This window comes from Neoroseomonas eburnea (assembly GCF_018129005.1).
GTDB classification, from domain to species: domain Bacteria; phylum Pseudomonadota; class Alphaproteobacteria; order Acetobacterales; family Acetobacteraceae; genus Neoroseomonas; species Neoroseomonas eburnea.
In genome coordinates this window covers 1-15,912 of the sequence record NZ_JAAEDL010000029.1, presented here as the reverse complement: position 1 = coordinate 15,912, position 15,912 = coordinate 1, and the positions used below count along the sequence as shown (strand labels likewise).

At 69.7% G+C, this 15,912-nt stretch carries 15 protein-coding genes; 1 reads left to right on the top strand and 14 read right to left on the bottom strand.

What is annotated here, in order from left to right; translation table 11 throughout:
- Positions 1–97: 97 nt before the first annotated feature.
- The 7 genes from GXW74_RS22405 to GXW74_RS22375 form a co-directional block, all read right to left on the bottom strand.
- Positions 98–976 (bottom strand): Spy/CpxP family protein refolding chaperone, encoded by an 879-nt coding sequence (locus tag GXW74_RS22405; RefSeq protein WP_211848820.1) that lies wholly within the window; start codon positions 974–976, stop codon positions 98–100.
- Positions 977–1,106: 130 nt separating this feature from the next.
- Positions 1,107–3,251, bottom strand: coding sequence for a heavy metal translocating P-type ATPase (locus tag GXW74_RS22400; protein WP_211848819.1), 2,145 nt, complete (start codon positions 3,249–3,251; stop codon positions 1,107–1,109).
- A 44-nt stretch (positions 3,252–3,295) separates the two neighbouring features.
- Entirely contained in the window at positions 3,296–3,955 is a 660-nt protein-coding gene (locus tag GXW74_RS22395) for a methyltransferase family protein (protein ID WP_211848818.1), read from the bottom strand.
- Positions 3,952–4,209 carry a DUF2933 domain-containing protein gene (locus GXW74_RS22390; protein ID WP_211848817.1) on the bottom strand — a complete coding sequence of 86 codons (258 nt, stop codon included), beginning with the start codon at positions 4,207–4,209 and terminating at the stop codon, positions 3,952–3,954. Before GXW74_RS22390 ends, GXW74_RS22395 begins: the two co-directional genes overlap by 4 nt.
- A gap of 59 nt (positions 4,210–4,268) precedes the next feature.
- Positions 4,269–4,736, bottom strand: a complete 468-nt coding sequence (locus GXW74_RS22385) for a hypothetical protein (RefSeq protein ID WP_211848816.1) — start codon at positions 4,734–4,736, stop codon at positions 4,269–4,271.
- A 66-nt stretch (positions 4,737–4,802) separates the two neighbouring features.
- Complete coding sequence (gene copM / locus GXW74_RS22380) at positions 4,803–5,384, bottom strand: CopM family metallochaperone (protein ID WP_246523883.1); 582 nt, start codon at positions 5,382–5,384, stop codon at positions 4,803–4,805.
- Between the two features lie 98 nt (positions 5,385–5,482).
- Positions 5,483–5,689: a heavy-metal-associated domain-containing protein gene (locus tag GXW74_RS22375; protein ID WP_211848815.1), complete on the bottom strand. Its 207-nt coding sequence runs from the start codon at positions 5,687–5,689 to the stop codon at positions 5,483–5,485.
- A 195-nt stretch (positions 5,690–5,884) separates the two neighbouring features.
- On the opposite strand from GXW74_RS22375, the gene GXW74_RS22370 reads away from it, so the two are divergent.
- Positions 5,885–6,916, top strand: coding sequence for a YncE family protein (locus GXW74_RS22370; RefSeq protein ID WP_211848814.1), 1,032 nt, complete (start codon positions 5,885–5,887; stop codon positions 6,914–6,916).
- A gap of 22 nt (positions 6,917–6,938) precedes the next feature.
- Here the strand turns inward: GXW74_RS22370 and GXW74_RS22365 are convergent, their stop codons facing one another.
- The 7 genes from GXW74_RS22365 to GXW74_RS22335 form a co-directional block, all read right to left on the bottom strand.
- Positions 6,939–7,406 (bottom strand): DUF411 domain-containing protein, encoded by a 468-nt coding sequence (locus tag GXW74_RS22365; RefSeq protein ID WP_246523882.1) that lies wholly within the window; start codon positions 7,404–7,406, stop codon positions 6,939–6,941.
- 5 nt (positions 7,407–7,411) lie between these two features.
- Positions 7,412–8,776: an ATP-binding protein gene (locus GXW74_RS22360; protein ID WP_246523881.1), complete on the bottom strand. Its 1,365-nt coding sequence runs from the start codon at positions 8,774–8,776 to the stop codon at positions 7,412–7,414.
- Positions 8,776–9,513: a response regulator gene (locus GXW74_RS22355; RefSeq protein WP_211848812.1), complete on the bottom strand. Its 738-nt coding sequence runs from the start codon at positions 9,511–9,513 to the stop codon at positions 8,776–8,778. Before GXW74_RS22355 ends, GXW74_RS22360 begins: the two co-directional genes overlap by 1 nt.
- 22 nt (positions 9,514–9,535) lie before the next feature.
- Positions 9,536–9,931, bottom strand: coding sequence for a hypothetical protein (locus tag GXW74_RS22350; protein WP_211848811.1), 396 nt, complete (start codon positions 9,929–9,931; stop codon positions 9,536–9,538).
- Positions 9,932–9,945: 14 nt separating this feature from the next.
- Positions 9,946–13,059, bottom strand: coding sequence for an efflux RND transporter permease subunit (locus GXW74_RS22345; RefSeq protein ID WP_211848810.1), 3,114 nt, complete (start codon positions 13,057–13,059; stop codon positions 9,946–9,948).
- Between the two features lie 2 nt (positions 13,060–13,061).
- Positions 13,062–14,789 carry an efflux RND transporter periplasmic adaptor subunit gene (locus GXW74_RS28675; RefSeq protein WP_211848809.1) on the bottom strand — a complete coding sequence of 576 codons (1,728 nt, stop codon included), beginning with the start codon at positions 14,787–14,789 and terminating at the stop codon, positions 13,062–13,064.
- A gap of 290 nt (positions 14,790–15,079) precedes the next feature.
- On the bottom strand, positions 15,080–15,487 hold the full coding sequence (locus GXW74_RS22335) for a hypothetical protein (RefSeq protein WP_211848808.1): 408 nt from the start codon (positions 15,485–15,487) through the stop codon (positions 15,080–15,082).
- Between the last annotated feature and the right edge of the window lie 425 nt (positions 15,488–15,912).

The window sequence follows — 15,912 nt, the reverse complement described above, 5'->3', positions numbered from 1 at the left end:
CTGCGTCAGCTTCGTTGCCGGACCATGCATCGACCACTATCCCAGTTGGAGGAAAGCCGCTGCCGGCGGGGCATGCGCCCGCCGGCAGCGGGGCGTCTCAGCGGGCTGGACCGCCCATGCCCCGCGCCATGGGGCCTGGACCAGCACCAGGCACGATGATCCAGGACAGCGCCTCGACGGTGCGACGCTGGCCATCATCCAAGGCCGGGAGCAAGGCAGCAGCCGCCTCGCGGCAGGCTCGGGCGCGCTCGAGTTCGGCGGACAGGCGTGCCTCCTGGGCTGCAAGCCGCTGGTCGAGCCCAGCACCGGCGGCGGGGACCGAGATGCGCTCGCGCGCGGTGCGGAACCGCGTTGCTGCCTCCCGGATCTTGGTAGCGAAGGCATTCCACGCCGCTTCCTGGTCGGGCCGGACGCGCAATTCCGTGCGCAGGAAGGCGAGGCCGCCTTCGAAGCGTTCGGCAAGCAGGTCGTGAATCTGGTCGGCCATCGGCCCGCCAGGACCCATGCCGGCGCCCGGCCCGCCGGGCATGTCCCGCATGGGCATGCCGCCGCCCATCATCCCCGGCATGCCATCGCGCATCATGCCGCGCCGGCCCATACCACGGCGGCCGTCGTCATCCTCGACATCAACCTGGATGCCAGGGCCGACATTGATGATGACGTTCATCGGCGAACCGTAGCCGCCATGATGGCTCATCATACCCATGCCGGGCCGGCCTTCGCCGCCGCCCATCATCATCGGCATGCCACCCTGGCCACCACCCATCATACCCATCATCCCCATGCCGCCACCCGGGCCAGGGCGGGGTACGGCAGGCGCCGCGGTCGATGGAGCCGGCTGCGCCGGTGCTCCCGGGGCAGCAGCGGCATCTGCCGGATGGTGCGGATCCGCCCCTGGCGGCTGCTGCGCCATCACCGGCCAGGCGAGCAGCAGGGCGGCCACCGCGGCACCGCCTCTGGTCATGTATGCGGACATGGCACTCCTCCTTCGATCCAGCCGGTCCGGCGTGCTCCGGCATGGGGCACGCAGGACGGCCAAGCAGATGATCCGCCGTGTCGGGCATGCTGGTCGCCGACCGCGACCAAGCCGTCCGGCGCATCCTGTCTCATGCAGACACCTCGGCGTTTCGCCGCGCGATGTCCTGCCGCAGGGCGGCCAGCCGATGTTCGCCCTGCCGCCCAAGCAACCGCGCGTTCAGCGCCACCACCACGGTCGAGAGCGACATCAGCGCCGCGCCCATCGCCGGCGTCAGCAGCAAGCCCCAGGGGATCCCCACGCCGGCGGCGAGCGGGATGGCGATCACGTTGTAGCCCGTCGCCCAGGCCAGGTTCTGCGCCATCTTCGCGTAGGTCGCGCGGGCCAGGGCCAGGATCGCCACGACGTCGCGCGGGTCGTTCCTCACCAGCACGATGTCGGCCGCCTCGGCCGCGACATCCGTCCCGGCACCGATCGCGATGCCAAGATCGGATTGCGCAAGAGCCGGGGCGTCGTTCACGCCGTCGCCGACCATGGCGACCGTGAGGCCATTGGCCTGGATGGCCTGCACGGCCTCGGACTTCTGGTGCGGCAGCACCTCCGCGCGCACCTCGTCGAGACCGAGTTCGCGCCCGACCTGCTCGGCAACTGGCTTCGCGTCGCCCGTCAGCATCATGCAGCGCAGGCCCAGGGCCTGAAGCTGGCGCACGGCCTCGCGGCTCTCCGGCCGCACGACATCGGCGAGCGCGACCGCGCCGGCGACAACACCGTCGGCCACCACGAAGACCACGGTGCGTCCGGCCTGCTGCTCGGCCGCAACACGGCTGTCCGTGGCGTCGATCCCGCGCCGGCGCAGCGTGCCGGGGCTGACCACCTCGATCTCGCGCCCATCGATCGTCGCCCGCGCACCCTCACCGGGGAGGTTGCGGAACCCGGTGGCCGCCGGCAGGGCGATGCCGCGCTCGCTCGCGCCGCGCAGGATGCCCTTGGCGATCGGATGCTCCGAGGACGCCTCGAGCCCGGCGGCGAGGCGCAGCACCTCCGCCTCGTCCATCCCAGCGCCGAGCGGCACCACCGCGGCGACACCGAACCGCCCCTCGGTCAGCGTGCCGGTCTTGTCGAACACCACGGCCTGCAGACTGCGCGCGCGCTCGAAGGCGGCGCGATCGCGGATCAGCAGCCCGTTGCGCGCGGTGAGCTCGGTGCTGACGGCGACCACCAGCGGCACCGCAAGCCCCAGCGCATGCGGACAGGAGATGACCATCACGGTCACCATCCGCTCCAGCGCGAAGGCCAGCGGCGCGCCGAGCAGCAGCCACACCACGAAGGTGCCGCCACCCACGCCGATTGCGACCCAGGTCAGGATGCCCGCGGCGCGGTTGGCAAGATCCTGCGTGCGGGACCTCGTCGCCTGCGCCTGCTCGACGAGCCGGATCACCTGCGACAGGTAGGTCTCGCCGCCGGTGTGGTCGATCCGCACGGTCAGCGCACCGTCACCGTTCACGGAGCCGCCGACCACGCGCCCCCCCGCGGTCTTGTCCACCGGGCGGGATTCGCCGGTCAGCATGCTCTCGTCCACCGAGGAACTGCCCTCGGTCACGGTGCCATCCGTCGGCACCTTCTCGCCGGGCCGCACCAGCACCAGGTCGCCGGGCTTGAGCGCGGCGATCGGCACTTCCTCCTGCGCGCCGTCGGCGCTCAGGCGCGTCGCCGTCGAAGGCATGAGCCGCACCAGGGCCTGCAAGGCGCCGGATGCGCCGAGCACCGACTTCGCCTCGAGCCAGTGCCCGAGCAGCATCACCAGGATGAGCGTCGCGGTTTCCCAGAAGAAGACCTCGCCGGCGAGGCCGCCCAACACCGCGACGGAATAGATGTAGGCAGAGACGATGGCGAGGCTGACCAGGGTCATCATCCCCGGCTTGCCCTGGCGCACTTCGCTCGACAGGCCGGTGATGAAGGGCCAACCGCCGTAGAAGAACACCACGGTGGCGAGCGCCGCCTCGACCAAGCGGTCGCCGGGGAAGGCGATGATGCCTGGCAGGCCGACCAGCATCTGGATGTGCTGCGACAGCAGCACCACACCGAGGGTCAGCGGCAGGCAGATCCAGAAGCGCCGCCGGAAATCGGCGACCATGGCCCCGTGATCGTGGCCGGCATGGCCATGGCCTGCATGGCCGTTTCCGGCATGCGCGCCCTCGGTCGGCGTGGACATGGTCATGGCGCCCGAAGGATGGCCCTGATGGTGGTGATGGTCGTGATGGTGCTCGGCAGTCATGCCTTCATGTCCTTGCCTGTGTGCCGTGGTGCCGCTGTCGCTGCTCATGACGATCGGGCGGCCCCCGAGGCCCCTCCGCCGAGGCGGGGGAACCAGGCCGGAACCCGCGCCTGCCAGGCCGCGTATTCCTGTCCGAAGCGTTCGGCCGCCTCGCGCTCCTCGCGATGGGCGAGGTGCAGGTACATCGCGACCAGCACCGGATACATCAGCAGCGTCACCAGCGTCGGCCACTGCAACAGGAAGCCGGTCATGATGAGGATGAAGCCGGCGTACTGGGGGTGCCGCAACCGCGCATAAGGCCCGGTCGTTGCGAGGCGCCCGGCGCGCACGGCGCGGAACAGCACCGGCCAAGCCGCCGCCACCAGCCAGAAGCCGCCGATGATCAGGGCGGTGCTCAGGAGGTGAAACGGCCCGAAATGGGGATTGATGCCGAACCCGAGCATCATCTCGGGCAGGTGGCCCGCATCATGGCTGAACCAGTTCACCCCCGGCCAGCGCGTCTGCAACCAGCCGGAGAGCAGGTAGATCGTCAGCGGGAAGCCGTACATCTCGGCGAAGAGCGCGACGATGAAGGCCGAGAAGGCGCCGAAGCTCCGCCAGTCCCGCGCGTTCAGCGGGCGCGCGAAGCTGTAGGCGAAGGCGATGAAGAGCGCAGCATTGGCGACCGCGAACACCCAGAAGCCGTAGCCTTCCATGCTGGTCATCGGGCGTCTCCGGTTCCCTTGCTGCTGCCGCCATGTCCGGCGTGTCCACCGTGACCGCCGTGCATGAACATGTGCATCAGGGGACACAGCAGGATGATGCCGTAGGGCAGGTACTGAATGACGTGCGCGGTGTGCTCGAACAGCAGGTAGATCCCTGCGACGATGCCGAAGGCGATGAAGACCAGGCCGCTCCGGCTGCGCCAGAAACTCGGCTCCGGCGATGGATCGGCCTGATGGTGGACGTGGCCGGACATGACATCTTCTCCTCTGGATCTTCCCGACTGTTGGGGTCTTCAGCGGCGTTGGCGGTCGATCACGTCGGTTTGGATGAAGGCATCGCGACGTTTCGGGCTCTCGTCTCTGGACTCGCGCCTTCGGCCTCGGCTTCGCGTGGCGAGGAAGCATCCGCTGGAGAATCGCTCGCCATGGTCATGCAGCATGCGTGCAGCCTGGGGATGACCTCGAGCCAAGCCCGCAGCGGCGCCGCGGCCAGTTCCGCGAGAGCCAGCCCGAGGCCTGTCTGTGCGACGAGTGCATCCATCGGATTTCGCGCGGTCGCGAACCGAGTAGCTGCCTGTGATGCATGCTCCACCGCGCTGCGCGTCATCGCCAGATGCGCCGCGATCGCGCTTTGCTGGTCGCCCTGCAGCCGGCGCAGCGCCACGATACCCATGGGTTGGCGATGGGCAGGATCTTCTGCGTCTGCGGCGGCGAACCAGGGCATGAGTTCCGTCAGGTGCCACATCGTGTCGGCCAGAGGTCCATGCTCGGTGCTGCTCATGCTCATCATCCCCTTTCCGCTGTGCCGCGGCGCGGGCCGGGTCCCCGGCCCGCGGAACCAGTGGCCTCAGCGCGCCGGCAGGCGCGCGAGGATGGCGCGAAGCTGCGCAATCTCCGCTTCCTGCGCGGTGATGACGGCCTGCGCCAGGGCCCTCACTTCTGAGTCCTGGGCGTATTCGAGGGTGATGCGCGCCATGTCGATCGCACCTTGATGGTGCGGGATCATGCTGGCGGCGAAGTCGCGGTCCGCATTGCCGCTGTAGGTGATCGCCATGTCGCCGTGCATCTTCGCGTTGGCCGCCATGAAGGCCGCGGTGGACGGTGACGCGGCGGCGCCGGGGGCTGCCTGCTGCATCGGCATGCGACCCATCGGCATCTGCCCCTGCGGCATCTGGCTTGGGGCCATCTGCGCCATCGGCATGCCGCCGCCCTGCATCATGCGCTGGTGCATCTGCTGCATGGCCTGCGGCGTCATCATCATGCCGCCGCCAGGCTGCGCCTGCGGTGCGGGGCTCGGCGCCGCCTGCGCCGGCGCCTGCGGCTGCTGGCCGCCATGCCCATGCGGGTCGGCGCCCTGCGCCCAGACACCAGCCCCAAGGCCGGCGGTCAGCGCGGCAGCGAGGGCGAGAGTGGACTTCAAACGAGGCATCGAAGGCATTCCCTTGCTCGGATTGTCCTGCCTTGCGTAACGGCAGGCTACGTCGTCCGTGTTGTTGCTTCGTGACAAAACATTGCTGCCGGGCCGCTTCACCCCTGCAGCCGCTCCGACTTCCAGCCAGCGGAGCGAAGCTCGCGGTCGAAGCGTTCGGCGTCTGCTGCGCGGCTCTGGATCCTGACCTCGCGTGTGCCGAGGTCGAGCGTCACCTGCGCGTCCGGATCGACGGCCCGGAGAACCTTGGTGACGCCCTTTGCGCAGCCACCGCAGCCCATGTTGGAGATCCTGAAGCGAAGCATCTGACCCTCCTGGAGGTTCTTGTTCCGATGACGGGAAGCCTCGGGCTTCCCATTGTGGGAAGGTCAAAGCCTGCTTCATGACAAAGCATTGCGGCGCGCCTCGCGGCTTCCGGACATGCTTTGTCGCGAAGCGATCATCGCAGGGACATGCGGTGGCGGGAGGTTGTTCATCGGCCATCAAAGGAGAGCCGATCCATGTCCGTCCTGCCTCGCCGCGACCTGCCGCTCCTGCTCGCCGGAGCGGGCCTGTTCCTCGCCGCGCCGGCGGCGCGCGCCGCCGAAAACTGCGTTGGAACGATCTTCACCGCCGATGAGGGGAGCGCCAGCATCAGCGCCGTGGACCTCGCATCGGGCCGCATCTCCACCGTCGCCGTGTCGGTCTCGCCGCACAACGTGCAGGCGGTGGGCGACGGCCGGCGGCTGTTCGTGGTCGGGACCGCCGCGGGCGCGCACGGTTCGGATCACGCGCGGGCCGAGGGCCGCCTGGTCGTCCTCGACACCGTTCCCGGCGCCGCGCCGCGCGTCGTCGCGGAGATCCCCGCCGGGCGGCATCCCGGGCATGTCGTCGCCGATGCCGCCGGCGAGCGCGCCTTCATCTCGGACTCGGAGGCGGATGCGCTGCTGGTCGTCGACGTCGCGGCGCGCCGGGTCGTCGCGAGCGTGCCGGTCGGCGACTACCCCCACGGGCTGCGCCCGAGCCCGGACGGGCGTGAGGTGTGGCTGGCCAATGTGAAGGACGGCACCGTTTCGGTGGTGGATGTCGCAGCCGGCCGTGAGGCCGCGCGGATCCAGGTGGGTCCTGCGCCGGTGCAGGTCGGCTTCCTGCCGGATGGTTCGCGGGCCTATGTCTCGCTGCGTGACGCCAACGCGGTCGCCGAGATCGACACCCGCAGTCGGCGGGTGCTGCGCCGCATTCCGGTCGGGCGTGGGCCGATACAGGTCTACGCCACGCCGGATGGCCGGCTGCTCTATGTCGCCAATGAGGGGACACGGCGCGCGCCGGGCACAACGGCCTCGGTGATCGACGTCGCGACGGGGACCGTCGTCGCCACGATCGAAACCGGTCGTGGCGCTCATGGCGTGGTGGTCTGCGGGGCAGGAACCCGCGCCTTCGTGACCAACCTCTACGACGACACCCTGACGGAGATCGATGTCGCGACCCAGGCCGTGCGACGCAGCTTCCGCGTCGGTCGCACGCCGAACGGCGTGACCTGGTCGCAGTCCTGAACCATCACCTGGGGCGGCCGGTTCAGATCGGCTGGCCGCCCCTGAAGCGCATGAAGTGCGAGTGACGCCCGGCCGCGTCGAAGGCCATTACGTCGTAGATGTCGTCGGGCTGGCCGGGGACTTCCATCCCGGGCGCACCGACCGGCATCGCGGGCACGGCCAGGCCGAGCAGGCCCGCCGGACGCCCGGCGAGCACACGGCGCACCGCTTCCGCCGGGACGTGGCCTTCCAGCACGATGCCCTGCACGCGGGCCGCATGGCAGGACAGCAGATCGGCCGGGGTGCCGAGCATGCGGCGCACGGGTCCGAGCGCGGGAAGCACCGTCTCCCGCACGGTGAAGCCGGCCTCGCGCATGTGCGCGACCCAGCCGCTGCAGCATCCGCAATTCGGGTCGCGCCAGACCTCGACGAGGGGCCCGCCCTGCGCCGCGGCCGGCAACGCGGCCAGCACACCGAGCCCTGCCATCAGATCGCGCCGTCGGATCGTCATCCTCGTCATTTCCTTCCGTCCACGCGCGGGATCGTCAGCGTTGCGACCAGGCCGCCGCTGGGGTGGTTGCGCAGCGAGACCGTCCCGCCATGCCGTTCCGCGACCTGCCGCGCGATCGTCAGACCCAGGCCGGAGCCCCCGGACTCAGGGTTACGGGCAGGATCGAGCCTGCGGAAGGGCTCGAAAGCCGCTTCCAGCTCCTCATCCGGGATGCCCGGGCCGTCATCCTCGACCGCGATCTCCACCGCGGTCCCGCTGTCGCGCAGGGACACGCGCGCCACGCCTCCGTATTTCACCGCATTGCCGATCAGGTTCGCGAGGGCTCGCTTCATCGCGATTGGCCGGCACGCCAGCCGCGCCTGCGACGGACCATCATAGGACGCCCGGTGCCCGGCATCGGTCGCATCGTCGCACAGGGTCTCGAGGATCGCAGCGAGGTCGGCGACACGCAGCGGTTCCTGCTCGGCCTCGCCGCGCAGATAGGCAAGGGTGGAGGCAATCATGGCCTCCATCTCGTCGAGGTCGGCGTCGATCTGGCGCTGCGTATCGGCATCCTCGATGAAGCCAGCGCGCAGGCGCAACCGGGCGATCGGCGTGCGCAGGTCGTGGCTGACGGCGGCGAGGGCCTGGGTACGGTCCGCGATCAGGCGATCGATCCGCGCCTGCATGCGATTGAAGGCCTGCGCGGCCTGGCGGACTTCCCGGGGGCCGTCCTCGGGCACCGGCGCGGTCTCCCCAGGCCGGCCGATGCGGTCGGCGGCGACCGAGAGCGCGCGCAGCGGCCGCCCGATCAGGCGCACGACGAGGAAGCCGAGCACGAGAATGCCTGCGGCCATCACCGTGGTGGACAGCGTGGTCGGCAGGAGAGTGCCGTGATCCGCGACGATCGGGCGGAACAGCGCGGCCGCGAAGTTCAGCCAGGATCCGTCCGGCAGTTGCAATGCGCCCACCAGCAGGTGGCGGCCCTGCTCGCCCGTCGGTGCGCCGTTGCCGGTCTCGTCCAGATAGCCGAGCCGCATTCCCGCATCGGCGAGGTTCGGCTCGAGTTCCAGGAGACGCGCGCGCACCGCTTCGACGCGGGGGCTGACCTCGTCGGTCAGGCGGACCGTGGGGCTCGCCGTCCAGTGCATGTCCAGCTCCGCCGAGGACAGCGCATGCGCCATACGGTCGCGGTCAGCCGCAGGCAATTCGGCCACGGCCCGCTTCGCACCCGCCAGGCGCTCGGCCAACTGATGCTCGCGCGCGGTGCCGATGACGGCCTCGGCACCACTCTGGTGCAGCCACAGGCTCCCGAGGTGGAAGACCAGCAACCCGACCAGCAGGACCAGGACGATCCGCCCGCCAAGCGTATCGGGCAGCAGCCTGCGCATCAGCCGCGGGTCACGGCCGGGATGAACATGTATCCGGCGCCGCGGATGGTTTTGATGAGCGCCGGGCTCTCATCCGTCGGTTCGAGCTTCCGCCGCAGCCGGCTCACCATGACGTCCACCGAGCGGTCGATGCTGTCCGAGACGCGGTTCCGCGCGAGGTCCAGCAACTGGTCCCGCGACAGCACCCGCTGCGGGTGTTCGCAGAAGGCGAGCAGCATGTCGTACTCGCCGCCGGACAGGTCCACGGAGGTGCCATCCGGCGCCGCCAGTTCACGCCGGCGCGTGTCCAGCGCCCAGCCGGCGAAGAGGATGCGGTCGCCGACCAGTTCGGCGACCGGGGCCTCCTCGGCCGGTCGCGCGCGGCGAAGCACCGCCCGGATGCGCGCCAGCAGCTCCGGCCGGCTGAACGGCTTCGGAATGTAGTCGTCCGCCCCGAGTTCGAGCCCGACGATGCGGTCCGTTTCGTCGCCGCGGGCGGTGACCATGATGATCGGCACGCGCGTTTTCGCCCGCAGCGCGCGGGTCAGATCGAGGCCTGATTGCCCCGGCAGCATCACGTCGAGCAGGATGAGGTCGACCGGCGCATTGCCCAGTGTTTCCCACATCTCGCGCCCATCGCGCGCGCCGGTTACGCGATAACCGTTCTGGCGCAGGAACTTGGCGATCAGCGTGCGCATCTCGCCATCGTCCTCGACGACGAGGATATGAGCCTCGGGCGGGAGGGTGTCGGGCATCATCGGTTGGGCTGCGGCCTCCCGGTCAGTTCTGGTCCATCGGCGTGAAGCGGGCCTGCGCCGGCCGCTGCCCCTGCAGGGTCAGCGTGATGACCGCGCGCATGCCGCGGACGGCGGTGAAATCGCCCTGGCCTTCCAGGAGATTGTCACGGCTGGGCGCCAGGGCAACGGTCGCCTGCCGTCCACCGGCCAGCACCACGGCCTGGGCCGTGGCGCCGCTCGCCGGCAGGGGACGGTCGCTGGCGTCGAACAGGTAGAGCCTCAAGGTGTTCCCCTCCGCCACCAGTTCCGCATGGCTGGAGCCGAGATCGACCTTCTGCCCGCCGTTCGGACCGCGCTGCGGCTCATGGGCCCAGGCGGCGAGGGGAGCGAGCGATGCCGCCAGGATACCGGCGGCAAGGGTGCGACGAGCGAACATCATGTTGTCCTTCATGGTCAGTAGGCCTCCGCCGTCTTCAGTTCCTGCTGGCGTTCGCGCAGCCGGTCGAGGGCCGGTCTGCCGAAGCGGTGAAACAGCAGCGGCGTCAGGAAGGTGTCGAGAAGGGTTGCGGTGACGAGTCCACCGAAGATGGTGATGGCCACGGGATGCAGGATCTCCTTGCCGGGCTCGCCCGCGCCGATCATCAGCGGGATCAGCGCGAAGCCGGCAGAGAGCGCTGTCATGAGGACGGGCGTCAGGCGTTCGAGGCTGCCGCGGATGACGAGGCCGAGGCCCCAGGGCTCACCCTCCAGCAGCGCCAGGTTCAGGTAGTGGCTGACCTTGAGGATGCCGTTGCGCGTCGCGATGCCGGCGAGCGTGATGAAGCCGATCATGGAGGCGACTGAGAGCGGCTGACCCGCGATCCAGAGTGCCGCGATCGCCCCGACCAGCGCCAGCGGCACGTTGCCCATGATGATCAGCGCGAGTACCGCCGAGCGGTAGCGGCTGTAGAGCACCATGAAGATCATCGACAGCGACACCAGGGAGAGCAGCGCGATCAGTTGCGACGCTTCCTCCTGCGCCTGGAAGGTGCCTTCCAGGGCGAGGAAGTAGCCCGGGGGCAGCGCGGATGCCGCCATCTCGGCGCGAATGCGCTCGACGATCGCGCCCATGTCGCTGCCGTCGGTATTGGCGAGGACCACGATGCGGCGCCGCCCGTTCTCCCGCAGGACCTGATTGGGGCCGTCGGTGTCGCGGAGCTCGGCAAGCAGCGACAGCGGGACCCTGCCGCCCGGCGTTTCGACCATCAGCGCGGCGAGGCCGGCACCGGTGCGGTCGGCGTCGGCGAGGCGCAGCACCAAGTCGAAGCGGCGGCTGCCATCCACCACCTCGCTGACAACCTGGCCGCCGGACATGTCCTGCACGGCGCGGGCGATGGCGGCCGCCGAGACGCCATAAAGCGCCGCCCGCTCATGGTTCACCGCGACCTGGAGCTGGGGCACGCGCACCTGGCGTTCCACCTGCAGGTCGGTGAGCCCCGGGATCCTGGAGAGGCGCTGCTGCATCTGGCCTGCCAGCGTGCGCAGCGTGTCGAGGTCGTCGCCATAGATCTTCAGCGCGATCTCGGCCCGCACGCCGGACAGCATATGGTCCAGGCGATGGCTGATCGGCTGCCCCACATTCGCGCTGCCCGGCAGGATGGCCAGCCGCGCCCGGATATCCGCCGCGATCTCGTGCTTGCCGCGTGCGGAAGGTTGCAGAGTGACGTCGATCTCCGAGGAGTGGACGCCCTCGGCGTGCTCGTCGAGTTCCGCGCGCCCGGTGCGGCGGCCGATCGATCGGACCTCCGGCACCTGCATGATCAGCCGCTCGGCCGCGGTGCCCAGCCGGTTCGCCTCCGTCAGGCTGATTCCAGGCTGGAACTGCAGGCTGATCGTCAGCGTCCCTTCGTTGAAGGGTGGCAGGAACGCGCGGGGCAGGAAGGGGATCGTGGCGATGGCCAGGGCAACGCCGATGCCGGCCGCCATGAAGACCAGCCGTGGCCGCCGGAAGGCCCAGAGCAGGGCGCGTTCGTTGGCCCACTTGAGCTTTCGCACCATCCACCCGTCGCCATGATCCATCCGCTTCATGCGTGGCAGCAGGAAGTAGCAGAGCACCGGCGTCACGGTGATCGACACGATCAGCGAGGCGAGGATGGAGACGATGTACGCCACGCCAAGCGGCGCGAAGAGCCGCCCCTCGATGCCCGAAAGTGCGAAGAGCGGCACGAAGACCAGGATGACGATCATCGTCGCGTAGACGATGCCCGATCGCACCTCCTGGCTCGCCTGCGCCACCACCGTGAAGACGGGGAGCGGGTTCGCCTTCTCCCGGTTCTCGCGCAGCCGCCGGAAGACGTTCTCCACGTCCACGACGGCATCGTCCACGAGCTCCCCGATGGCGATGGCGAGGCCGCCGAGCGTCATGGTGTTGATGGACAGGCCGAGCAGGTGGAAGACCACCACCGTGATCAGCACCGAGAGCGGGATCGCCGCCAGCGAGATCGCCGTCGTCCTGACATTCAGCAGGAACAGGAAGAGGATGACGGTCACCACCGCCATGGCCTCGAGCAATACCTTCTGGACGTTGCCGATCGAGGACTGGATGAAGTCGGCCTGACGGAACTGCACGCGATCGGCGGTGACGCCCGGCGGCATGACGCGCTGCAGCTCGGCGAGAGCCGCCTCGACGGCCCTGGTGAGCGCGACGGTATCCGCGGCGGGCTGCTTCTGGATCGACAGGATGACGGCAGGGCGCCCCATGCTGCCGGCCTCGCCGCGCTTGAGCCGCGCGGCAAAATCCACCGAGGCGACCTGGCGCAGCAGGATCGGCTGGCCATTGCGCAGGGTGAGCGGGGCATTCGCCAGGTCCTCGAGGCGCGTCGTGCGGCCGATGTTGCGGATCAGGTACTCCCGCCCGGCCTGATCGACATAACCGCCGCCGGAATTGGTGCCGAATTGCCGGAGGGCGGCGACGATCTGCTCATGGGTCACGTCGAGCGCGTTCATGCGCGTGACGTCCGGCGTCACGCGATACTGGCGGACCTCGCCGCCGATCGGGATCACCTGGCTGACCCCGGGAATGGTCAGCAGGCGCGGACGCACGACCCAGTCGGCCTGCTCGCGGAGTTCCATCGGGCTGGCGCGGCCGTCCGTGGACATGGACACCAGCATGATCTCGCCCATGATCGAGGAGACCGGCGCCATCTGCGGAATGACGGCGGGCGGCAGTTGCGCGCGCACCAGCGACAGGCGTTCCGAGACCTGCTGGCGGTTGACCCAGATGTCGGTGCCCCAGTCGAACTCCACGAAGACGATCGAAAGCCCGACGCCGGAAACGGAACGCACGCGCGTGACGCCAGGCATGCCGTTCATCGCCGTCTCGATCGGGAAGGAGACGAGGAGCTCGACCTCCTCCGGCGCCAGCCCCTCGGCCTCGGTCATCAGCGTGACGACGGGCTTGTTGAGGTCGGGAAACACATCGACCGGCAGGCGCGTCAGCGTCAGCGAGCCATAGACGACGAGGATGGCCGCGGCCGCCAGGATGAGCAGGCGGTTGCGCAGGCTGGCAGAGACCAGGGCGTTGAACATGCTCAGCGGACCTGGGCGATCAGGCTGGCGGCCTCGGTCACCACCCGCGCGCCGCGCTCGAGCCCGGCCGTCACCAGCACCTGGCGGCCATCGAGCGGCTGCACGCGGACCGGGCGAGGGACGAAGCGCTCGGCCCCCGGCATCTCGAAGACCACCTGCGGACCGTCGGCGCTGCGGACCACGGCCGCCGCCGGCAGTACGATGCCGCCGGCGCGGCGCGGGGTCTGGACCGTCACGGTCACCGGCGTGCCGACGGACAGCCCGGCCGGCGCCTCGGTGATGCGGAACTGGAGCGGCACGGCTTGCTGCCGGAGGGAAAGACCCCGGCCGACAAAGGCCAGCGGGAGGCGCTGGCCGCCGGAGGTGACCGCGTCGGCGCCGGTGATCTCCGCCACGGCCGCTGCGTCGAAAGCGACGGCTTCGACCCAGAGCCTGCCGGGATCGACGATGTCGAACAGCGGTTCCTGCGCCTGGATCACCTGGCCGGCGGCGACGCGAACGACGCTGATCAGACCGGCGGAGGGCGCTACGATCGGCTCCCGCCCCGTCACCGCCGGCAGGTTCGCGGCGCGGCGCTGACGCAGGCCTTCGAGATCGGCGCGGGCATCGCTGATCTCCCGCGCCGCGACGGTGCCGGTCAGCGCGGTCAGCCGGCGGACCCGCGCCTCGCCGATGACGATCAGTGCGTCAAGTTCCGCGATGTTGGCACGCACGCCGACCCGGTCTTGTGCGGCCATGATGGGCACGACAAAGCCGAGCACATCGCCGCGTGCGACGCGCTGGCCAAGGGTCGGGAAGCCGCCTTCCGGTGGCTCGATGCGGCCGGCTTCGGACGCCTGGACACGGCCGGACGCATTGGGGTCGGGGATCACCTGACCGACCAGTTGCACCGAGACCGGCGCCTCCGTGCGGTCCACCAGCACGGTGCGGACGCCAAGCAGACGTTGCGTCGGCTTCGGGACGAACACGCTGCCGTCAGGCTGGCGCCGGGGCTGGTCCATCGGCTGCGCCATGGCGGCGAACGGCGCGCCCAGCAGGAGGGCCAGCGCCATCGTGCTCGTGCGGACGCGGCGCGCGGCAGGAGGCGCGGTTGCAGCCTTGGTGGGTGCGGCCTCGGCCGCGAGGCGGATGCCGATCGTCGCCGGCGTGTTCTTCTCGACCTCCGGCGGAAGCGGCCGCGGTGCCGCGGCGCGGCCGATGAGGAAGCCGATCAGCAGCAGCCCCGTAGCAAGGCCCCAGAGGATCGGCTCACGGAGGGCAGCCATGGCGCGGTCGCGGAGGCCGGAGCTGCCGGCGGTCGCCACGGCAGAGGCAAGCACCGCCAACGACACCGGCAGAAGGTCCATGTCGTCGCCGGCGGTCACGGTGAGGACCAGGTCGCGCGTCCCGGGCTGTGCGAAGGCCGGGTCGGCAATGACATACACGGCCTCGCTGGCCCGTTCCGCCGTCAGTTCGCGCCCGTCGAGGTTCACCTGGACGCTCGCGTTGTCGATCGGCGCCGTGCTGGCAAAGCGATCGAGATAGATCCAGAGACGGCCGTCTGGGCCGAGCACCGTGACCACCTCGAAGAGGTCGGACCGCGCCTCGGCGCGCGGCGCCGCCGAGGCCGGCGGGGCAGGCGCATCGCCGTGATCCTCGCCTTCATGGGCAAGGGCTAGCCGCGTGATCGCGATCAGCGGCAGGAGCAATGCCGCGACGGCGAGGCCGCGGCGTCGGATGGCACGGATCACGGTTCGGCTCCGATGGCCTGGTTCAAGTGGGAGGTCGCGCGGCGCAGGTTGAGCTGCGCGCGGCGGCGGAGGCACCGGCAGGTAGCGCTGCTGCGGCGAGAATGACAGCGAGCGCGAAACGGAGACGCAAGGAAACCCCCTCGACAGAGACGAGCGGGGGGCACGTTGCAGGGCCTCTTGGTCCTGAAGTTTGCTCGTTCATGACAAAGTATTGCCGGCCCGGGTTTGAGCCGTCGCCGGAGGAGGCGCATGCTTCCCCCTCCGGCTTCGACGACCGGGCGTTGCGTGGGCTACGACCCCGACCCGGCCATGAGATCGAGGGACGACTGCCATGAGGGGCCCACTCCGACGATTTCGGGGAGCGTATGCGGCAGTCGCGCAGCGGCCTCGTCGTCGTACTCGATGTCCACGTTCTCGCCGTTGACCAGGACATTGCTGACCGGCCGCGAGGTCACGCTCGACAGCACGGTAGTGTCGTAGATCGGCGTGAAGTCGGGGCCCGACCCGTAGCCCACGACCCGTGCAATCGTGATGGGCGACGCGACGGTGGAGTAGGCCGTGATCCCTGTGCGGCCGAGCAGCGTCGGCGCGAGCGAGACGACGGGTGAGCCATCCGCGAAGGCGGGCGGGGACCACGCCGCCGCGATCATGCTGAAGGCGAAGCCGGCGAATGCCAGCGGACGGAGAAATCTTGCCATGTCGTTTTCGTCCTCGTGATGGGCGCCGCCAGGTGACGGCATCTCCACGGACGAATGTTCATGAGCCACGTTTCCGGCGATTGGCTCGAGCACGTCAAAGATTGATCGTTGCGCAAAATTGTGTCTGCTCCGTCAATTTGTGACGGCAGCGGTCGTGAATCATTCTCATGGTTTGCGATAAGGGGGAAATGTCGAGAACCTGGATCGGCGCGCCGTGCCAGAGACTTTCCGTTCCCGGTTCCCACCGCTGCTCCAGTCGGCCTCATCGAAATTTGTCTCTCCGGGCCAGGGCGCCGCGCTGAGGCGCAGGTTTGGCCGGTGTTCGGCGCGGAAGTGGAGTGGGCCCCTGGAGGCGGACAGGTTCAGGCGGCTGATTTGACCGGCGGCCGGGCGTGTTGCTCCTCGAACTGCACGGGGCTGAGATA

Coding starts and splice junctions, on each gene's coding strand:
- GXW74_RS22405 (WP_211848820.1), bottom strand. CDS start 976: ATGTCCGCATACATGACCAGAGGCGGTGCCGCGGTGGCCGCCCTGCTG.
- GXW74_RS22400 (WP_211848819.1), bottom strand. CDS start 3,251: ATGACTGCCGAGCACCATCACGACCATCACCACCATCAGGGCCATCCT.
- GXW74_RS22395 (WP_211848818.1), bottom strand. CDS start 3,955: ATGACCAGCATGGAAGGCTACGGCTTCTGGGTGTTCGCGGTCGCCAAT.
- GXW74_RS22390 (WP_211848817.1), bottom strand. CDS start 4,209: ATGTCCGGCCACGTCCACCATCAGGCCGATCCATCGCCGGAGCCGAGT.
- GXW74_RS22385 (WP_211848816.1), bottom strand. CDS start 4,736: ATGAGCAGCACCGAGCATGGACCTCTGGCCGACACGATGTGGCACCTG.
- copM (WP_246523883.1), bottom strand. CDS start 5,384: ATGCCTCGTTTGAAGTCCACTCTCGCCCTCGCTGCCGCGCTGACCGCC.
- GXW74_RS22375 (WP_211848815.1), bottom strand. CDS start 5,689: ATGCTTCGCTTCAGGATCTCCAACATGGGCTGCGGTGGCTGCGCAAAG.
- GXW74_RS22370 (WP_211848814.1), top strand. CDS start 5,885: ATGTCCGTCCTGCCTCGCCGCGACCTGCCGCTCCTGCTCGCCGGAGCG.
- GXW74_RS22365 (WP_246523882.1), bottom strand. CDS start 7,406: ATGACGATCCGACGGCGCGATCTGATGGCAGGGCTCGGTGTGCTGGCC.
- GXW74_RS22360 (WP_246523881.1), bottom strand. CDS start 8,776: ATGCGCAGGCTGCTGCCCGATACGCTTGGCGGGCGGATCGTCCTGGTC.
- GXW74_RS22355 (WP_211848812.1), bottom strand. CDS start 9,513: ATGATGCCCGACACCCTCCCGCCCGAGGCTCATATCCTCGTCGTCGAG.
- GXW74_RS22350 (WP_211848811.1), bottom strand. CDS start 9,931: ATGATGTTCGCTCGTCGCACCCTTGCCGCCGGTATCCTGGCGGCATCG.
- GXW74_RS22345 (WP_211848810.1), bottom strand. CDS start 13,059: ATGTTCAACGCCCTGGTCTCTGCCAGCCTGCGCAACCGCCTGCTCATC.
- GXW74_RS22335 (WP_211848808.1), bottom strand. CDS start 15,487: ATGGCAAGATTTCTCCGTCCGCTGGCATTCGCCGGCTTCGCCTTCAGC.